Origin of the sequence: Marinobacter goseongensis (assembly GCF_023156235.1) — a bacterium.
Lineage (GTDB): Bacteria > Pseudomonadota > Gammaproteobacteria > Pseudomonadales > Oleiphilaceae > Marinobacter > Marinobacter goseongensis.
Genome location: NZ_JAKZAI010000005.1, coordinates 82990 through 99807, shown reverse-complemented (window position 1 = coordinate 99807; position 16818 = coordinate 82990). Strand labels below are relative to the sequence as shown.

The 16818-nt window shown below is 59.5% G+C and carries 17 protein-coding genes; 13 read left to right on the top strand and 4 right to left on the bottom strand.

Annotated elements, in window-relative coordinates; genetic code table 11:
* Window positions 1-18: 18 nt before the first annotated feature.
* Complete coding sequence (locus MLC70_RS05520; protein ID WP_248182088.1) at window positions 19-1347, bottom strand: PilZ domain-containing protein; 1329 nt, start codon at window positions 1345-1347, stop codon at window positions 19-21.
* Between the two features lie 219 nt (window positions 1348-1566).
* Between MLC70_RS05520 and MLC70_RS05515 the strand changes: the two genes are divergently transcribed.
* Window positions 1567-2493, top strand: a complete 927-nt coding sequence (locus MLC70_RS05515) for an alpha/beta fold hydrolase (protein ID WP_248182087.1) — start codon at window positions 1567-1569, stop codon at window positions 2491-2493.
* Here MLC70_RS05515 and MLC70_RS05510 read toward each other — a convergent pair.
* A complete protein-coding gene (locus MLC70_RS05510) occupies window positions 2465-3355 on the bottom strand; it encodes a haloalkane dehalogenase (protein WP_248182086.1) in 891 nt (296 codons plus the stop codon). The two genes, MLC70_RS05515 and MLC70_RS05510, sit on opposite strands and share 29 nt — an antisense overlap.
* 175 nt (window positions 3356-3530) lie before the next feature.
* Between MLC70_RS05510 and MLC70_RS05505 the strand changes: the two genes are divergently transcribed.
* Window positions 3531-3947 carry a PilZ domain-containing protein gene (locus tag MLC70_RS05505; protein WP_248182085.1) on the top strand — a complete coding sequence of 139 codons (417 nt, stop codon included), beginning with the start codon at window positions 3531-3533 and terminating at the stop codon, window positions 3945-3947.
* A 95-nt stretch (window positions 3948-4042) separates the two neighbouring features.
* Here the strand turns inward: MLC70_RS05505 and MLC70_RS05500 are convergent, their stop codons facing one another.
* Together MLC70_RS05500 and MLC70_RS05495 are read right to left on the bottom strand one after the other, a co-directional pair.
* Window positions 4043-4609 carry an outer membrane beta-barrel protein gene (locus MLC70_RS05500; protein WP_248182084.1) on the bottom strand — a complete coding sequence of 189 codons (567 nt, stop codon included), beginning with the start codon at window positions 4607-4609 and terminating at the stop codon, window positions 4043-4045.
* A 134-nt stretch (window positions 4610-4743) separates the two neighbouring features.
* The gene (locus MLC70_RS05495) at window positions 4744-5727 is read right to left on the bottom strand and encodes a hypothetical protein (protein ID WP_248182083.1); all 984 of its coding nucleotides are present in this window, start codon (window positions 5725-5727) and stop codon (window positions 4744-4746) included.
* Between the two features lie 168 nt (window positions 5728-5895).
* Between MLC70_RS05495 and MLC70_RS05490 the strand changes: the two genes are divergently transcribed.
* The 11 genes from MLC70_RS05490 (at window position 5896) to MLC70_RS05440 (ending at window position 16801) form a co-directional block, all read left to right on the top strand.
* The gene (locus tag MLC70_RS05490) at window positions 5896-6597 is read left to right on the top strand and encodes an NAD(P)H-binding protein (RefSeq protein ID WP_248182082.1); all 702 of its coding nucleotides are present in this window, start codon (window positions 5896-5898) and stop codon (window positions 6595-6597) included.
* A gap of 118 nt (window positions 6598-6715) precedes the next feature.
* Window positions 6716-7165, top strand: coding sequence for a pseudoazurin (locus MLC70_RS05485; RefSeq protein WP_248182081.1), 450 nt, complete (start codon window positions 6716-6718; stop codon window positions 7163-7165).
* Between the two features lie 139 nt (window positions 7166-7304).
* Window positions 7305-8096, top strand: a complete 792-nt coding sequence (locus MLC70_RS05480) for a substrate-binding periplasmic protein (protein ID WP_248182080.1) — start codon at window positions 7305-7307, stop codon at window positions 8094-8096.
* A 100-nt stretch (window positions 8097-8196) separates the two neighbouring features.
* Window positions 8197-9753 carry a BCCT family transporter gene (locus tag MLC70_RS05475; RefSeq protein WP_248182079.1) on the top strand — a complete coding sequence of 519 codons (1557 nt, stop codon included), beginning with the start codon at window positions 8197-8199 and terminating at the stop codon, window positions 9751-9753.
* Window positions 9754-9831: 78 nt separating this feature from the next.
* Complete coding sequence (locus tag MLC70_RS05470; RefSeq protein ID WP_248182078.1) at window positions 9832-10881, top strand: mechanosensitive ion channel family protein; 1050 nt, start codon at window positions 9832-9834, stop codon at window positions 10879-10881.
* Between the two features lie 23 nt (window positions 10882-10904).
* Window positions 10905-11228 carry a hypothetical protein gene (locus MLC70_RS05465; protein WP_248182077.1) on the top strand — a complete coding sequence of 108 codons (324 nt, stop codon included), beginning with the start codon at window positions 10905-10907 and terminating at the stop codon, window positions 11226-11228.
* Between the two features lie 140 nt (window positions 11229-11368).
* Window positions 11369-13984 (top strand): EAL domain-containing protein, encoded by a 2616-nt coding sequence (locus tag MLC70_RS05460; RefSeq protein ID WP_248182076.1) that lies wholly within the window; start codon window positions 11369-11371, stop codon window positions 13982-13984.
* A 3-nt stretch (window positions 13985-13987) separates the two neighbouring features.
* Window positions 13988-14893: a LysR substrate-binding domain-containing protein gene (locus MLC70_RS05455; RefSeq protein WP_248182075.1), complete on the top strand. Its 906-nt coding sequence runs from the start codon at window positions 13988-13990 to the stop codon at window positions 14891-14893.
* Window positions 14894-14990: 97 nt separating this feature from the next.
* Complete coding sequence (locus MLC70_RS05450) at window positions 14991-15353, top strand: DUF7352 domain-containing protein (protein ID WP_248182074.1); 363 nt, start codon at window positions 14991-14993, stop codon at window positions 15351-15353.
* A gap of 59 nt (window positions 15354-15412) precedes the next feature.
* On the top strand, window positions 15413-16360 hold the full coding sequence (locus MLC70_RS05445) for a sodium-dependent bicarbonate transport family permease (RefSeq protein ID WP_248182073.1): 948 nt from the start codon (window positions 15413-15415) through the stop codon (window positions 16358-16360).
* An 81-nt stretch (window positions 16361-16441) separates the two neighbouring features.
* Window positions 16442-16801 carry a hypothetical protein gene (locus MLC70_RS05440; protein ID WP_248182072.1) on the top strand — a complete coding sequence of 120 codons (360 nt, stop codon included), beginning with the start codon at window positions 16442-16444 and terminating at the stop codon, window positions 16799-16801.
* Window positions 16802-16818: the final 17 nt, after the last annotated feature.

Genomic DNA, 16818 nt, shown 5'->3' with positions numbered 1-16818 from the left:
GGCGCATCCCTGTTCACCTTACTCGTCCAGCGGGCTGATCAGCCGGCCGGTAAAGCCGAGAAACTCGGCTTGCTCACAGAAGGCGGAAAAATCACCTTTGCCAACGCCCGGCTGCCGGAGCAGAACCAGGGCTTCCACCAGGCAGCCCGGAATATCGCGGTTGTTCCAGGCCGGCATGCGCGGCCACATCAGAAATTCCTCATGGGAGAGCACCACCTTCTCCACCGCGATCTGACTCTCTTGCAGGCGTTCCCGGGCGGTAAGGCTGATGCAGGGGTGAGTGTCATCAGCAATCAGGGCGCCCGGGCTGATGTATTGCTGGAGCTCCAGTACGGCATCGCCGTGGTGGGTCAGGCCAATGAACAGCTTCTCGTCCAACAGATTGGCGAGGGAGGAGGTGTGCAGTATCGTGCCCCCGTCCGTGACGATTTCCTGGTCTTCCTTATAGCGCGGGTCAAATCCGATCACCCGGTCATACAGGTTTGTGAGGTCGCGGCACACTGCGTTGCCGATGCGCCCGGCGCCCCCGAGCACAACGATGCTGGTCTGCTTGCAATATTGAGGGCGCTCAAGCATTTGGCGCGCCACGTCCCAGATCATGTAGCGAGTTCCGAGACTGCCCTCTACCAGCGGATCCGCAATTTCGATGCCGGCTTTCATGACAAAATTGGGCAGGCGTCCGACCAGGGCGATCCGCTGCACGTTGGGGTAGTCCTGCTGCAATCGCTCCATGTACAGCCGGACCTTATCGGAATCCGCTTCCAGCTCATGCTCCAGAAACTGCGACGCCACCATCAGGCCGCGCATGTCTTCATTGCGGATGAAACCCAGCACCATATTGGAGGGCATACGCTTTGCCATGCCGGGTGTAAAATAGGCCCCGGCCTGGTCCTGATTCCCGTACACCGCAAACAGGAACTGTGGCTGGGCCAGGGCGTGAAGGGGCGCGCGCAGATAGGTGTTGGCCAGAAAAACCGCGAAGCGGCGGCTGTTCTTCCAGAGTGCCCGCTTAGTTTTGGCTGTCATACGCTGCCAGCCGGGTGCGGCGCCATAGAGCGTGGTCAGCTCACTTTCGGAAAATCGTCTGCGATAGAACTTCAAGCCGATGTGAGACTTACCGCTGTGCGTGACCATTGCCGCGACCTTGGTGCCGGCCATGTTGCGAAAGTCCACGTCAACGCTTTCACCGGGGCGGATATACACCCGCTCCGGCCTTTTCAGCCGCAATCCTCCAGCCGATATATCCAGTGTGTTGGCTTCTACTGTGTGATTGGCATACGTCAGAACCACCGGGACACGAATCCCGGATCGCAAATGCCGGCGATACTCTCCATGCATCCTTATCATGGCAGGCTCCCGACGCGCTTTCGAAACGGATACTCACTTTCCTAACACAGTCTGGACCAAACCACAGAAAGCCGCCATGTTTCAGCGCTCTGAAAAGCCCTAACCGCAATCTGAGGCATGTGCAGTGATCAATTGCCCCGGTTTCTGGCCCTACAGCCCATAGTCGGGACGGCCAGCGTGTGGACAATAGGGCCCTCATTCAGACTGGGTCAAAAGACTATGGCACGAGTAACGGCACACGACGGCGCCAGGCTAAAGGTCAGGGAGATCGGGCGCGGCCCGGTTGTTATTCTGGTGCACGGTTTCGGCATGGACAGCCGTCACTGGCTGCCCATTGTGTTGCCGCTGGCGCATCGCTTCCGGTTTGTACTCCCGGATTTGCGGGGTTTCGGCGGTTCGTCGCGGCTGGCCTGTAGTGAAGCCTGTGTTCTGACCAGCCATGCCCGCGATCTTGACGCAGTCATCCGCGAATACAGCGTGGGCGAGCCGGTGGGCCTTGGCGGTATTTCCATGGGAGCAAGCACGTCGTTGCGCTACATGGAGCTCTTCGGTTCCCGCGCAGTGCGTCATTACGTCAACATTGACCAGTCGCCGTGCATTGCTCACGGTCCGGGCTGGCCCTGGGGGATTTTTGGCGAGCACGGCCCACACCGGATCCAGTCGTGGTGGCCGCTGCTGGAGCAACTGGCGCGTATTGATCCCGAAACACCCTTTGCCCAATTGCCTATGGCCCTGCGCCACCAGTTCCAGGAGGATCTGGCCGAGTTCATGGAAGTTGCCCTCAGCCGCCGCTGGATGAAGTGGGCGGCGGGCCGGTTGATGCGAGTGCCCGGGATGGCCCGGCAGCTGGTGCCGGTGGACAACTGGTACACTCTGTACCAGCACATGCGGGCCTATGCGGAACAGGGGTACGATTTTCGGGGGTTCCTGCCGGAACTGATGGTGCCGACCACGGTGATGGCCGGCCGCCGCTCGGAAATGTACCCCTGGCCCGGTCAGGCAGTTATGGCGGATCTGATCCCCGGCGCCCGCATGGTGACCCTGGAGAAAAGCGGCCACGTGCCCCTGATTGACCAGCCCCTCGCGTGCATCCGGACGCTGGGCGAGGCGTTCGAACTTACCCCAGGGTTGCCAGCAGGCTGTTGATTGCCTGAGCAAATGGCACCGGCGAGTCTTCCTGCAGGAAGTGTCCGCCTTTGAGCGTAACGTGGGGCTGGTCCTGAGCCCCCGGGATGCGTTTCTGCATGTAGGCATCACCACCCCGGGTGATCGGGTCGCCATTGCTGAAGGTGGTCAGGAACGGCTTGTGCCAATGTTCCAGCACCCGCCAGGCCCCCCGGTTGGCTTCGCTGGCGGGGTCGTCCGGTCGCATGGGGACCAGGCGTGGAAATGCCCGGGTGCCTGCTTTGTATTTCCTGCCCGGGAAAGGAGCATCGTAGGCGCGTAGCTCATCCGGGCCCAGCTTGCGGAAAGAACCGGCGTCGATGATGCGGCCAATGGGAAACCAGGGGCTGTGCAGGGCAAAGTTCTTCCAGATCTTGAACGCCAGTGGCGCTTTCTGGTCGCCCGTGGGCAGCATGCCGTTTCCGACCACGATGGCGCGGAAGCGGTCGGGGTTTTCCGCGGCAAGTCGCAGTCCCAGCAGGGAACCCCAGTCCTGGCAGACCAGTGTGATGTTGTTCAGATCCAGTTGATCGATAAACGCCTGCATCCAGTCCATATGCTGTTGATAGCTGTAGTCGTCGATGGACGTGGGTTTGTCGGACTTGCCGAAGCCGATCAGGTCAGGCGCAACGACCCGGTGGCCGGCGGCGGCACACACGGGAATCATGTGACGATAGAGGTAGGACCAGGTAGGCTCGCCGTGCATCATCAGAATCGGGCTGGCATCGCCGGGTCCCTCATCCACGTAATGCATCCGCAGGTCTCCCAGTTCCGCATAGTGCGGCTCGAAGGGATAATCCAGCAGTCGATCGAATCGTGCATCCGGGGTTCTGACGACATCCATGGTAACAGCCTTCTTGTGGGTTGCGTGGGTTAGGAACCGGGAAATCAGCAGGAAGCTTGGCACCAGAGGTGCGGGACATCAAGATCCGCCCGGATTTCATTGGCAAGCCGGCCTATACTGAGTAATAAGAGCCGGGTTTGCTTCATGGAAACCATCAACCTCAGGGAGAAGACATGTGCGACGCTTCATACGTCATCCCACAGACTTCCCGATTCTCGTTTTCTCAGCGAAAAGCGCTCGCGGCGATGAAGCCAGCCTGTGTGATATCAGCCAGGGCGGTCTGGCCTGCAGCCTGCGCAACAAACTCCGGCGGGATGAGCCGGTGGAGTTGGGCATCCCCTCGCTGCAACAGGATTACAGAATCTCGGGCGAGGTAGTGAGGTGCCGGCGAATCGCCGACGGATATCGGGTGGCGATCCGCTTCAGCGATGAGTCGGAGTCCTTCAAGAGCAAAATGGTGGAGCAGGTTTGCCAGATCGAGCACTTCCGTCAGGCGCTCTGTAAGGACGGACGTGAACTGGACAGCCAGACGGCAGCGCGGGAGTGGATTGAGCGCTATGGTCGCCAGTTTGCAGACATCTTTTCCGGTTAGACGCCCGACGACATTGGCATCGACGTCGCATTGAGAAAGGTTGAGCAGGAATTGCCGGGACCGCCAGTGGTTGAAGCACTGCCCGGAGAGAACGATCAGAAGGTGTAAGCGGCCCCTACGGAGTAGTAATCGATATCAAAGTTGTCGAGTTCGTAGCGCTCATATTCGGCGCGAACCTGGAACGAGAACAGGGTGATCCGCGCACCGACACCATATAACGGGTCAGTGCCGTCTTCGTCACCAATGTCGTCCAGGTCACCGTCCCAACTGATGAAGCCGGCTTTGCCGAATATACCGACGGGGCCGAGCTTTACGCCAGCCAGGGCGGCGGCGGTCCATCCGTCCACTTCAAAATCGGCGTCGCTGAGCGGGCCGATATCGCCTCGGAACTTGCCAAAATCCACGTAGGCGCCCTCAACGGCAAGGTCGACCAACGGGATCAACCCGAGATTGTAGCCCGCGAAAACCTTGTAGGCGGTATCTTCGTCGTCGAAATCGATGTCGACATCGATGTCATTGGCGCCTGGACGGTCATCGTCGAAGTCGAGCTGCGCCTCGCCGATGGATGCGCCCAGGTACAGGCCGCTGTCGCTCCCAGCGAGGGCGTTGCCAGAAACTGCAAGTAAGGGAACTGCAAGAATGAGAGGAATGACGGGGTTCATGATCCTAGCCTCCGTTGCCAAGATGGTGTCGGTTAAAAAGTAGTCAACTTCCTGTCGGTTGTCGAACCTTAGAACCTAAATTTCCGTTAATCCTTTCCCGCACCTTGCGCGCGGGCCGCCGGTTGGCAACGGATTCAAAGTAAAATGCCACGCAATCGGGTTGCTGCGCGGATCAACAGGGCTTCTTCAGCACTGACCGGTTGCATACTGTCGACTTTCTCCAGCAGCGGCAGCGCCGCCTTTTTGCCGTCGTCACCGTTCATTTTCACGTGGGCCCGGGCGTATTCGTAGTAGACCCCGGGGTACTTCGGTGAGATTTTCCGGGCTTGCTCGAACAGCTCCACCACGGACGATTGCTTGGCGCCGTATGTCAGCCGCGCGACAAAGCCGCCGGCTTTCTCGATGATGCCGGCCTGAACACCGGCCAGCAGGGTGATGGCGTAGACGTTGTTGGCGTCTTCATCCAGCAGTGTTTCCAGGGTGTCCTGTATTTCCGAGGTATACCCGGTGCCAAGCGCCTCGGTCGCGGAGACGTCTTCGAGAATCCGCGCTTTGCCATAGGCATTGCCAAAGCGGATCATCGGGTGATCCGGGGCCATGGGCATGATGTCCCGAGTGAGATGGATCACCTCTTCCAGCAGGCTATGTCGCTTGTCCGGATCGGTTTCGATCAGCGTGGCGTAGAGCGCCTGGGCGTACAGCCCGGGGAAATAGCCGGCGGGTCCGAGCGCCAGCCCCAGATCCCGCGCTTCCTGAAAGCGGCCGTTGAACAGCAGGCTCCAGGCATTGCGCAGTTCCGCGGCATAAGCGTCGAAATGCTCGTCCAGGTTGCCTTCGGAGAGATGAGCCAGTTCTGGGTGGGTATTGGCGATAGACTGCAGGTGTGCCTGGGTGTAGCCGTACATCTCCGGCCAGCGCTCGGCATCCTCTCTCAGGCTGTCTGCCGTGGGCAGTGGGCCCCGAAGCCCATAGGTCAGCGTCTGCCAATGCTCGGCCAGATTCTGCTCGGAGTAGCTGAATGGCGCGAGTGTGTCAGGGTAATCGCTCCAGTTCTGGGCAGACAGGGGCGTGGCGCTGCATAACAGGGTAACTATCAGCAGTAGGGTACGGATCAGCATGGCGATGGCTCCTCTTTTGAACAAGGAGAACACAGCATTCCGGGGCTGCCATTGGCTCTGGTTTTCAGGTCAGCCGAAGAAATGCCAATTTCCTGGGCCAGGTCAGGTGGCGATGATGCTGGCTGATTGGATATGCTTTACGCCCTGACATCAGGCATGGAGAGTGTAATGAACGTGATGATTCTGGGAGCCTCGGGATTGACCGGTGGTCTGGTTCTTGAGGGCTTGCTGGCCACGCCGGCCGTGACGTCTGTGGTGGCACCGGTGCGCCGACCGCTTGCCCTTGAGCACTCGAAGCTGTCTCAGCATGTGGTCGATTTCGATGCGCTGGAGGCCCATGCGGCGATCTTTCACGTGGACGCAGTGGTCTGCTGTCTTGGCACGACGATCCACAAGGCCGGCTCCCGCGATGCGTTCCGTAAGGTGGATCATGACTACGCCCTGGCGGCAGCCAGACTGGCGAAGATGGCAGGCGCCCGAGCATTTATTCTGATGTCCGCTGTTGGCGCGTCGGCCACCTCGTCGGTTTTCTACAGCCGGGTTAAGGGGGAGCTCGAGGACGCCGTTCGGGCGCTGCGGTTTGCGTACCTGGCGGTTTATCATCCGAGCCTGTTGCTGGGCGATCGGGACGAGCGGCGCACGGCGGAATCCCTGGGGATGGCGGTAATGCCGCTGGCTAATTATGGCCTGATCGGACCTCTGAAAAGGTATCGCGCGATCAGTGCGGAGACGGTTGCGTCAGCGATGGTCAACGAAGTTGCTATGTTGGCTGAAAATCCCTCCGCTGCACCCTTTGAGCGCATTCTCGAATACGCTGACATTCTCCAGCAGGTGAGGCTGGGCCAGTCCCCCGGGAGAGCCGGTCACTAGGTTGGTCGTTCCTCCATTCCCATAGGCACATACCCTTAACGCTCGGATTAATCCCTGCCCCACGGGACGGCGTAAACCTGAGGGATTGTTAGTCAACAACCAATGAGGTGAAGTCATTATGGGATTTACGTTCAAGCACATCCTGGTTGCTGTTGCGCTCACCCTGGCCTCCGGTGCGGCTCTCGCGGCCGAACATGTGATCGAGATGAAGAATTCCGGTGCGGATGGCGCCATGGTTTTCGAACCCGGGTTTCTGAAAGCTGAGCCGGGCGATACGGTGAAGTTTGTATTGGCCGACCAGGCCCATAACTCTGCATCCGTCGCAGTGCCGGAAGGCGCGGAAGGATGGCAGGGAGCGATCAATGAAGAGATCACTGTGACCCTTAACGAGGAGGGCGTTTATGTCTTCAACTGCACACCCCATGCAGTTCTGAACATGGCCGGTGTGATTCAGGTGGGTGAAGCGGTGAACTACGACAGCGCCAAAGCCGCTGTGGAGAAGCTGAGCGCTGCTGCGGTGACGAACAAAGAGCGTCTTGCCGGTTACTTCGAGCAGGTGCAGCAGTAACCCTCCAATTCATGTCAGAGCGGAGCCGCGCGTTCGCGTGGCTTCTGCCCGTCCTGGCAAAACAGACATCGTCGTTATAGGCGTGCCAGCCACAGCCTCGTATACTTGAGGCCTGTCCCTTTGTTGGCGGAATCGCCCAATGTCGCTTCGAGTCTTCGCAATGGCCAGATTACTGCTATGTTCCCTGTGGTTTTTCTGCGCTTCAGCACTTGCGGCGGAAGAAACTACGGATGCCCCGCTTCACTTCTGCAACAGTCATTGGCCCCCGTACAGTTATGGCGACGCCAACGGTCGTGCCGTCGGCGGTTATGCGGTCGATTTCATGAAAGAAATTTTCGCAAGGACCGGCAGGCCGGTGAGATTGAGTATTCTGCTCTGGCTTCGTTGCCTGAAAATGGCCGAGCGTGGCGATGTCGACGGCATTATGTTGTTAACCGCGAGCGAGGAGCGAAAGCAATTTCTGATAATGACATCTCCTTTGCTGTCCGATGCCAACGTGTTTTGGTATCGCCGCGACAACCCCAGGGCGCAGGAGAGACTCGCGTTTGAAGAGCTTCGCGGCCTTCGCATCGGAGTCGTTGCCGGCTTCAACTACGGTGAAGCCTTCAACAGGGCAGTTACAGAATACGGCCTCATTCTCGATGAGGCCCCGTCAATACTGAGCAACTTCCGAAGGCTGGATCGCAACTGGATCGATGTATTCCCCGTGAACCGACTGGCCGCTGACTACGCGCTCCACAATCACAGCTCGCTGCGTTCTCGCTTCATCGCCTTCAACGGCCCGTTTGAGGCAGTGGGCTTCAGGTTGGGACTTGCGAAGACGGGGCGAGCGGCCGGGCTCATCGCGCCCATCAATGAAGCAATCAACAGCATGCGGGAAGATGGTTCGGTCGAACGTATCCTGCGTCAGGTGCCTTTCGAATATCGGTAGACGTCCGCATCGATGAACACCACGTAGTGTTTTCTATGAACGTGCAGGATCGCCAGGTTTCCTGTAGCCTGCGCGGCTTTTTCATCGAGAGGCAGACTCTATGACCGTTAAATCCCAACCCCTTTCGCGGGCACGATCCGGGGCGCTCGCCGACAGTGATCCCGTTGTTCTGGTGCTGACTGTTGGCTTTATTCTGCTGTTTGTTGCGGCCTCGGTGCTCGACAGTACCTACGTTGCGGATCTGATTGGGCGGGGCTTCACCTGGACCGCCGCGTACCTTGGCTCTTTTTTCCAGGTGCTGTTATTGCTGACATTTTTTATCGCCATCGGTACCGCGCTCAGTCGGGCGGGTGCGGCAAGAATCGGTGGACTGGACCGGCCGGAAATCGGCCGTTTCCGCTGGTTGTCGATGATCATGTGTACCCTTTTGGCGGGCGGTGGTGTGTTCTTCGCTGCCGGTGAGCCGGTTTATCATTTCGTGGTGACTCCACCGGCCTTCGACACCGAAGCTGCAACCCCGGCGGCAGTGGCGCCTGCCATGGCGCAGTCCTTTACCCATTGGGGTTTTCTCGCCTGGGCGGTCTTGGGCTCCCTGACTGCTCTGGTTCTGACCCGGGCGCATTACGGCCAGGGCAAACCCCTGCAACCGAGAACCCTTTTGTACCCGGTGTTCGGCGAGAAGGTGATTCAGGGTCGCATTGGCGGTGTGATCGATGCCTTCTGCGTGATTGCGGTCGTTGCCGGCACGGTTGGCCCCATCGGGTTTCTCGCCACCCAGATGAGTTTTGGTCTGCACGAACTGTTCGGTATTACGGACGGGTTCGGCACCCAACTCACGGTGCTGGTTATCCTGGCTGGTGTTTATATGACCTCTGCCATGACCGGGCTTCACAAAGGCATTCAGTTGCTCAGTCGCTTCAACGTCCTGTTGGCACTGGTCATTGCCGCCATCATTTTCGTTTTTGGACCCACTCTGTTTCTGGTTAACACCTACACCCAGTCCATGGGCGAATACGTCACTTCCTTCTTCGCGATGGCCACCCTGACGGCTGAGACCGCACCCGGCTGGTGGATGAAGTGGTGGACCGTGTTTTTCTTTGCCTGGTTCATTGGCTACACGCCGTTAATGGCAGTCTTTGTGGCGCGGATCTCCCGTGGCCGGACGGTTCGGGAAATGATCCTCGCGGTCGCGGTACTGGCCCCCATTGCCACCACTATCTGGTTCACCCTGCTGGGTGGCTCCGGCATTTACCACCAGTTGGCAGGTACCTTTGATCTGACCGAGGCATTGAACAATTTCCGCTTTGATGTGGCAACACTCACGGTGGCCCAGGCGCTGCCGGGCGGCACCTGGATGGCGGCAGCCATCCTGTTGCTGACCACCATCTTTGTGGCCACTACCGGCGACTCCATGAGCTACTCCATTGCCATGGTCGGCGCCGGCCATGACGAACCAAACCCGTGGATTCGCGTGTTCTGGGGCGGTGCTATGGCGTTGATGGCGGCGATTCTGTTGTACATGGGTGCCGGTCAGATTGGCGTGTTGCAGCAGTTCATCGTGCTGACGGCGATACCCGTGTCGCTGATTATCCTGCCCTCGCTGTGGACCGGGCCGAAAGCGGCCATGGCGATGGCACGGGAACAGGGGCTGGTCTAGTCTTCCAGAGAGCGGGCGGCTCGCCGGATATTCGGTGTCGCCCGGCGTTTTTTACCTGAACAGGCTCACGGAGCGCGGATGCTGGAAGCATTTGAAGCCGGCTTCAAGGCGTGGTGGATGCCGGGTGTTTCGGCGGTTTTTGCCGTGGTGGCCACCTATGTGATCTATCGGCTGACGCTGGCGCTGGTTCGTCATTTCTCGGAGTCCAGAGCGGTGCCGCGGCTGTTTCTCGATGCGTCGGCCGGGGCGCTCGGCCTGGTATTCTGCCTGCTGGCGCTGGCAGGCACCCTGAAAGCGGCGTCGGACGACCTGCCCCTGATTGGGGCGATCCAGCAGGTGACCACGCTGTTGCTTATTCTCGCTATTACCTGGGCGGCGGTGCGGCTGACGTCGGCCATCGGTGAGGTGATTGTGGCGCTCAATCCGGTGCTTGAGGGGCAATGGAAACGGGCGCGCAAGGTCGAAACCCAGACCCGCTTTCTGGTCCGGGCGCTGAACATTCTCATCGTGATTATCGGTTTTGGTGCCGCGCTGATGACCTTCGAGTCAGTCCAGCACATGGGCGCCAGCCTGCTGGCGTCGGCGGGGGTGGGCGGTCTTATTCTGGGATTCGCGGCGCGGCCGGTGCTCAGCAACCTGCTGGCCGGCATGCAGATTGCGCTTACCCAGCCGTTCCGCATCGACGACGTACTGCACGTGCAGGGAGAGTGGTGCTGGGTGGAGGAGGTCACCGCCACCTATGTCGTGTTGCGGGTGTGGGACCTCCGCCGCCTCGTCGTGCCGTTGCAATGGTTTATCGAAAATCCGTTTCAGAACTGGTCCCGCAATACCGCGGATCTGCTGGGTGCCGTGTTTATCTGGGTAGACTACACCATGCCGGTGGAACCGCTGCGGCAAGAGTTCAAACGCTTGCTGGAGCAGTCGAACTTGTGGGATGGCAAACTGGCAACGGTGCAGGTCACCGATTCCAACGATCAGGCCATGCAGGTGAGGTTTCTGATGAGCGCTGCGGATTCCAGTCGGAACTGGGATTTGAGATGTGCAGTACGGGAAGGGCTGGTAACCTTCATTCAGGAACAGTATCCCGCCCAGTTGCCGCGCGTGAGAGCCAGGCTGGTGGAAAGCTGAAACGCAGAGGAGAACCCGAGTTAATGTCTGAAGATCCCCTGAAAACCCTGTCTGATATGGCCAGCGATGCCCACGCCCGAGTTCAGGCCACGCGCCAGCATATCAATCCGGTGATCGAAGTGCGTCGCGGTATGCGTGACTCCGGGATCCCCGCTGATGTCATGACTATCGACTGCCTGCGCACCCGCCGGCGGATAACGCTGATCCTGCATGACAGGCAACCCGGCAACCTGCTCTACCAGTTTGTCACCATTGATAACGAAGTCGGCAACGACTTCAAACAGATGGCACTGTCCGACATGGATGCCGGCACGCTTTTCGCCTGGATTGAGGAGTATTTCGGTTAATCGCTTCGCGATGTGGCCGGTGCGAACAGGCGCATGTTGTGATGTAAAACAGGTCGAACTGAAGGCTGTTCGGCGCTACGATGGGGTGATACATCACAATGATAAGAGCAAGAGGAAAGCCCAATGACCAACGTTGGGGTATGCATGTGGTCGTTCTGATCCGCGTTTTGCAATGGTTGGTTGCAGTGCTTCTCTGGGGTGTCGGGTCGTTAGCGATGGCGGCCGCGCAGCCGATTACCATCACCGCGGCTTCATCCATCCCGGCTCATTTCGAAGTGTGGGAGGACCCGCAGGGGCGGGCGGACATTGCTCGGGTCACCCGGCTTGCAGACGATCAGTGGGTGTCTGTTCCCTCCGGCAGTGCCACCTATGGCATTACTTCGTCGGCTTACTGGTTGCGATTCACCCTGGAAAACCGGACAGCGGAGCCGCTGAACCTGGTGGCGGAGCTGGCCTACTCCCAACTGGATGATGTGGTTTTCCACGTGGTTTCCGGTGGCGAAGTCGTGGAGGAATTTCGAACCGGTGACACCCGGCCGTTTTACCCGCGCCAGATTGACCATCCTAATATGCTGCTGCGACTGGACCTGACGGCTGGCGGAGCGCGCACGGTGTATGTCCGGGCGCGGACCGACGGCTCAATGATTCTTCCTCTGAATCTCTGGCGGGCGAACGATTTTTTCAGCGCTGCCTCCAATGAGCAGAAGCTGAACTTCTTCTACTACGGCAGCCTCACGGTCATTATCCTGATCAATCTTGCGGTGTTTCTCACGCTGCGGGAAAAACTCTATCTGTACTATGCGCTGGCCATCGCCGGTTATCTGCTCTTTTTTGCATCCATCAAGGGCTACAGCTTCCAGCTGCTGTACCCGGACGCGCCGTCACTCCATGCCCGGGCGCTGCTGGTGTCGATGCCGATACTGGCGCTGTTTTCGGTGCTGTTCTGCCGGGAGTTACTGAAAATTCCCACCCACAGCCCGAAACTGGACATCGCCATTCGGACGATGATCGTGTTTGAGGTGATCAATTTCATGGCCGCGCTGACACTGGGTTATAACTCGGCGATCATGCTGTCGGCGCTCTCTGCACTGGTATTCTTCTCGTTGCTGTTCGTGGCCGGCCCCATCACCTGGGCCGCCGGGGTCCGGGCCGGGGCATTCTTCACCATTGCCTGGACCCCGCTCACCATCGGTGTTCTGGCCACCGCCGGCCGATCTCTGGGGTTCTTTCCGGAAAATTTCATGACCGAGCATGCCATGCAGATCGGCTCCGGGCTGGAGGCGTTTATCCTCACCCTGGCGCTGGCGGATCGTTTGTATCGGGAGCGTGAGGAAAAGATCCTCGCCCAGGCAGACAGTCTGCGGAAGGAGAAGGCGCGCAGCGAAGCGCAGAACCGGTTGGCGGAAGCCATGACACACGATTGCGTCACCGGACTGCCCAACCGGAATCGTTTCGAGCGTATGGTCAACGAGCAACTGAAGCGCGACCCCAGTGGCCACTACATGATTGGTGTAGCCCGTATCACCCGCCTGGACGAGATCAATCGTACCCTGGGGCTCAGCCGCAGCGACCGGCTGCTACGGCGCCTGGCGGGGGAGATGACCCGGCTTGCCAACGAACTGCCGATATTGCATCGGCCGCAGCGGCAGGAGCGATCGGAGCTGGTGTATCAGCTGTCCGGCGACAGTTTCGGCGTGTTGGTCGACGCCAACAAGGTGACCGACGACTTTGCAGAACTGAACAGCGCATTGCGACGTCTGGCAGAGCCTATCTCTCTGGACAACCTCGCCATCGAACTGCACCCGAAATTCGGGGCGGCCAGCTACCCGATGCACGGTGACACCGCGGCGCTGCTGCTCCGTAATGCCCATGTGGGTATGGAGATCGCCCCCCATGGTCCGTTCGAGACCGGGTTCTACTCACCGGATCTCGACATCTACAGTGAAAGCCGGCTGACCCTGATGTCGGATCTCAGGGAAGCGTTGCAGGAAAATCGCACCGAACTCTACTACCAGCCCAAGCTGTGCCTGGAAACCGGCGCGGTGATCGGTGTTGAGGCGTTGATCCGCTGGCATCACCCGCAACGGGGCTGGGTGTTCCCGGCGGATTTTATCCCGCTGGCAGAAGAAACCGGTGTGATCACCCAGTTGACCCGGTGGGCGATAGAGAGGGGCATCCGTGATCTGGCGGACCTGTCGGCCGGGTTTCCGGAGCTGACCGTATCCATCAACATTTCCGCACGGGATCTGGGCTCCGGCGAGCTGAAGCGCCTGATTGCATCGGCACTCCGGCGCCACGATCTGGCCGCCGAACGACTGACTCTGGAGCTGACCGAAACCGCCGCCATGGAAGATCCGGAACGGGGCCTGGTTGCGCTGGCGGAACTGGCTGAAACCGGCATTCAGATTTCCATCGACGATTTTGGCAGCGGCTATTCCTCGCTCTCCTATCTGCGGCAGCTGCCGGCCAATGAGCTCAAACTGGATCGCTCCCTGGTTGAGGACGTGGACAGCAGTGAAAGTTCCCGGGTGATCGTGAGAACCGCCGTCAATATGGCTCACAGTCTCAGCTACCACGTTGTGGCGGAAGGGGTTGAGCGCGAGACCACGGCGCGTTTGCTGCGGGACCTGGGCTGTGACCGGCTGCAAGGGTTCTGGTTGTGCGGGTCGCTGCCACTCAGTGAACTCCGGGAGTGGCTGGCCCAATACCCGGTCTCACTTGGTTGCCTGACCCGCGTTAAACCTGGAAGGGGGTGAGAGGTGTCTGACCTCGATAACCTGAATTTGCGCCATCTTTACTATTTCTGGGTCATTGCCCGCGAAGGCGCCATTGTCAGGGCCGCTGAACATCTTTCGCTGACACCCCAGACCCTCAGCGGTCAGTTGGCTGCGTTTGAAGCCGCCCTCGGTAACGCGCTGTTTCGCCGTGCCAATCGGGCGCTGCAGCTGACGGATTTCGGGCAAACGGTGTTCGGTTACGCCGATGACATGTTTCAGACCGCCCAGGCGTTGACCGATGTGCTTCGCCAGCCGGCGGAACATCGGCCGTTAAGCCTTTCGGTGGGAATTGCCGCATCGATCCACAAGCTCATCGCCTACTATCTGACGAAGCCCGCCCTGTCTCTGCGCCGTGAGGTACGGCTCAGTTGTCGCACCGCCGACACGCCGGAATTGCTGAAGCGCCTGGGGCAACGCGAGCTTGATGTGGTGTTGACCGATCGCCAGCCCGGTTTCGGCGAGGCCAGTCAGTTCCGCAGTTACCGCCTCGCCAGTTCCACCATGTCTCTGTACGCGGCGCCAGAGCTGGCAGACAGCCTGTCCGGCAATTTTCCGGACAGCCTGAACGGCCGCCCGTTTCTGGCGACGTCCCTCGACGCTCCCTACATCAATGCGTTGATGAACTGGTTTTCCAGCCAGGGCATTCGCGTGAATGTGGTGGCGGAGGTGGACGACAGTGCGCTGATCAAGGTGTTCGGCCGTCATGGGCTAGGGTATTTCGCCGCCCCCACCTCGATTCGCGATGAGGTGTGCCGGCAGTATCAGGTGGTGCACGTGGCCAGTATCGATGATGTCAGAGACACCCTTTACGCTGTAACCCGAGCCCGCGGCAGTCATAACGACGCCGTCACGGAGCTGTTAAAGGAACGTCGGGAGCTGATGGATTAGCTCGAAAAAACCGATCTATAAATCAGATAAAACTTTGTTCTTTTCGATCTTTTGTTGGTGGATGATGAAACCGTGTTCCATCACAGGAGAGTCGCCCATGAAAACTATCCACAAGTTCCGTCTCGAGTGCGGCAAAGAGCCCACTACCCTTAATCTGCGAGAGGGCTGCAAGATCGTGCGATGCGAATACCTGGTCGCGCAAAAAGGGGTCTATCTGTGGGTCGAGCAGCCCCTGAATGTCACCATTCCGACGGTTGAACGACAGTTCGTGGTGGTGTACTCCGGCGATCCGGTACCAGACAGCTACCAGTATCTGGATACCGCGCTGGATCCGTTTGGCCCCGAGGCGTACCACCTCTTTGAGGTCACGCCAGCGGAAGAGCGTAAATCAGTCGTCGCCGGCTACCCCCTGAGCGACGTGATCTTCAGGCCCGCGGTCCAGCGAGCGGGATCGGCGTGATGTCATTGTTCCTCTGAGGGCCCTGCGGGGCCCTTTCTTTTGCCGGAGATTTTTCTGCAATGCCCGATATTATCGTGATGTTTTTTCTGCTCGGTGTGGTGGCGGGCGCGCTGCGCTCGGATTTGACCATTCCCAAGGCCGTATACGATATTCTCAGTCTGCTGCTGATGCTGACCATCGGTCTCAAGGGCGGAATGGCGCTTCATGGCAACCTGCACTGGGGGCTGCTGTCGCAGGTGCTGGCGGTTATCGCTCTGGGCTTCGTGATTCCGCTGATCCTGTTTCCATTGCTGCGCCATCTGGTGCGTCTGAACGTGGCTGACGCCGCCAGTTTCTGTGCGCACTACGGCTCGGTCAGTGCCGGCACGTTCGCGGTGGCATTGGCCTGGGTGGAATCGAGAGGCCTGGCGACCGGCGGACAAGTGACCCTTTACCTGGTGCTGCTGGAATTGCCGGCTATTCTGACCGGGCTGTGGCTGTACCGGCGCTATCAGCAGGGCGGCGCCAGCATGAGTGGGACGGGCACGCCCCTATGGCAGGAAACTCTGACCAATCGCAGTGTGGTGTTGCTGGTGGGCGGTGTCATCATCGGCATTCTGTATGGGCCGGATAACGGAGATGGTGTCACCGCGCCGTTGACCGGGGCCTTCTCGCTGGTGTTGTCGCTGTTCCTGCTGGAAATGGGGCTGGTGGCGGCAGACACCTTGCGCAAGATCCAGCTGCGCCACTGGCGGGTGATTGCCTTCGCGCTCTGCCTGCCCCCGCTGCTCTCGATCCCCGGCCTGCTGACTGGCGTGTGGCTTGGTCTGGAACCGGGAACCATCGTGGTGCTGGGTACCCTGACGGCCAGTGCCTCCTATATCGCGGCACCGGTGGCCGTCCGGCACGGAATTCCCGACGCGGACATCGGGTTGGCCATGCTGGCGTCACTGGGTGTGACCTTTCCGTTCAACGTGATTGTCGGTATCGGGTTGTACAGCTACTTCCTCGAATTTTTGATGGCCTGAGGTGGAACAGGGTCTTCTGGGGGTGAAGCTCTTGGCGTATGCTGGGCACGCCATTTGCCTTAAACAACCGGAAACACCTCAATGAAATTCCCCAAAGCGACCGTCATACTGGTTTCAGCTGCGCTGGTTTATGTTGCCTGGGATCTGACCCGTGACAAGCCCGATGCCGGCGATCCCGCTCGTTTCGCCAATCCGGCGGCGAATCCGGTGGAGCGTGGGGAGGTGGTGGACTGGGTTGTGTCACGGATTCCCGAGCATTGCGAAGACATCACCGGTGAAGCGGCGGGAAGTCAGGCATATGCCGGGTGTGTTGAGCGCAGCGAGTCCCGCAATTCCCTGTGCCGACGCGCGATTTACGACAGTTTTCCGGAAACGATCCGCTCTGAGGCGGTCTTCCGGGATGTTGCCCTTACCATGACGGATTGCCTGGCCCAACACTGAAGGCCGGGAACAGAGAG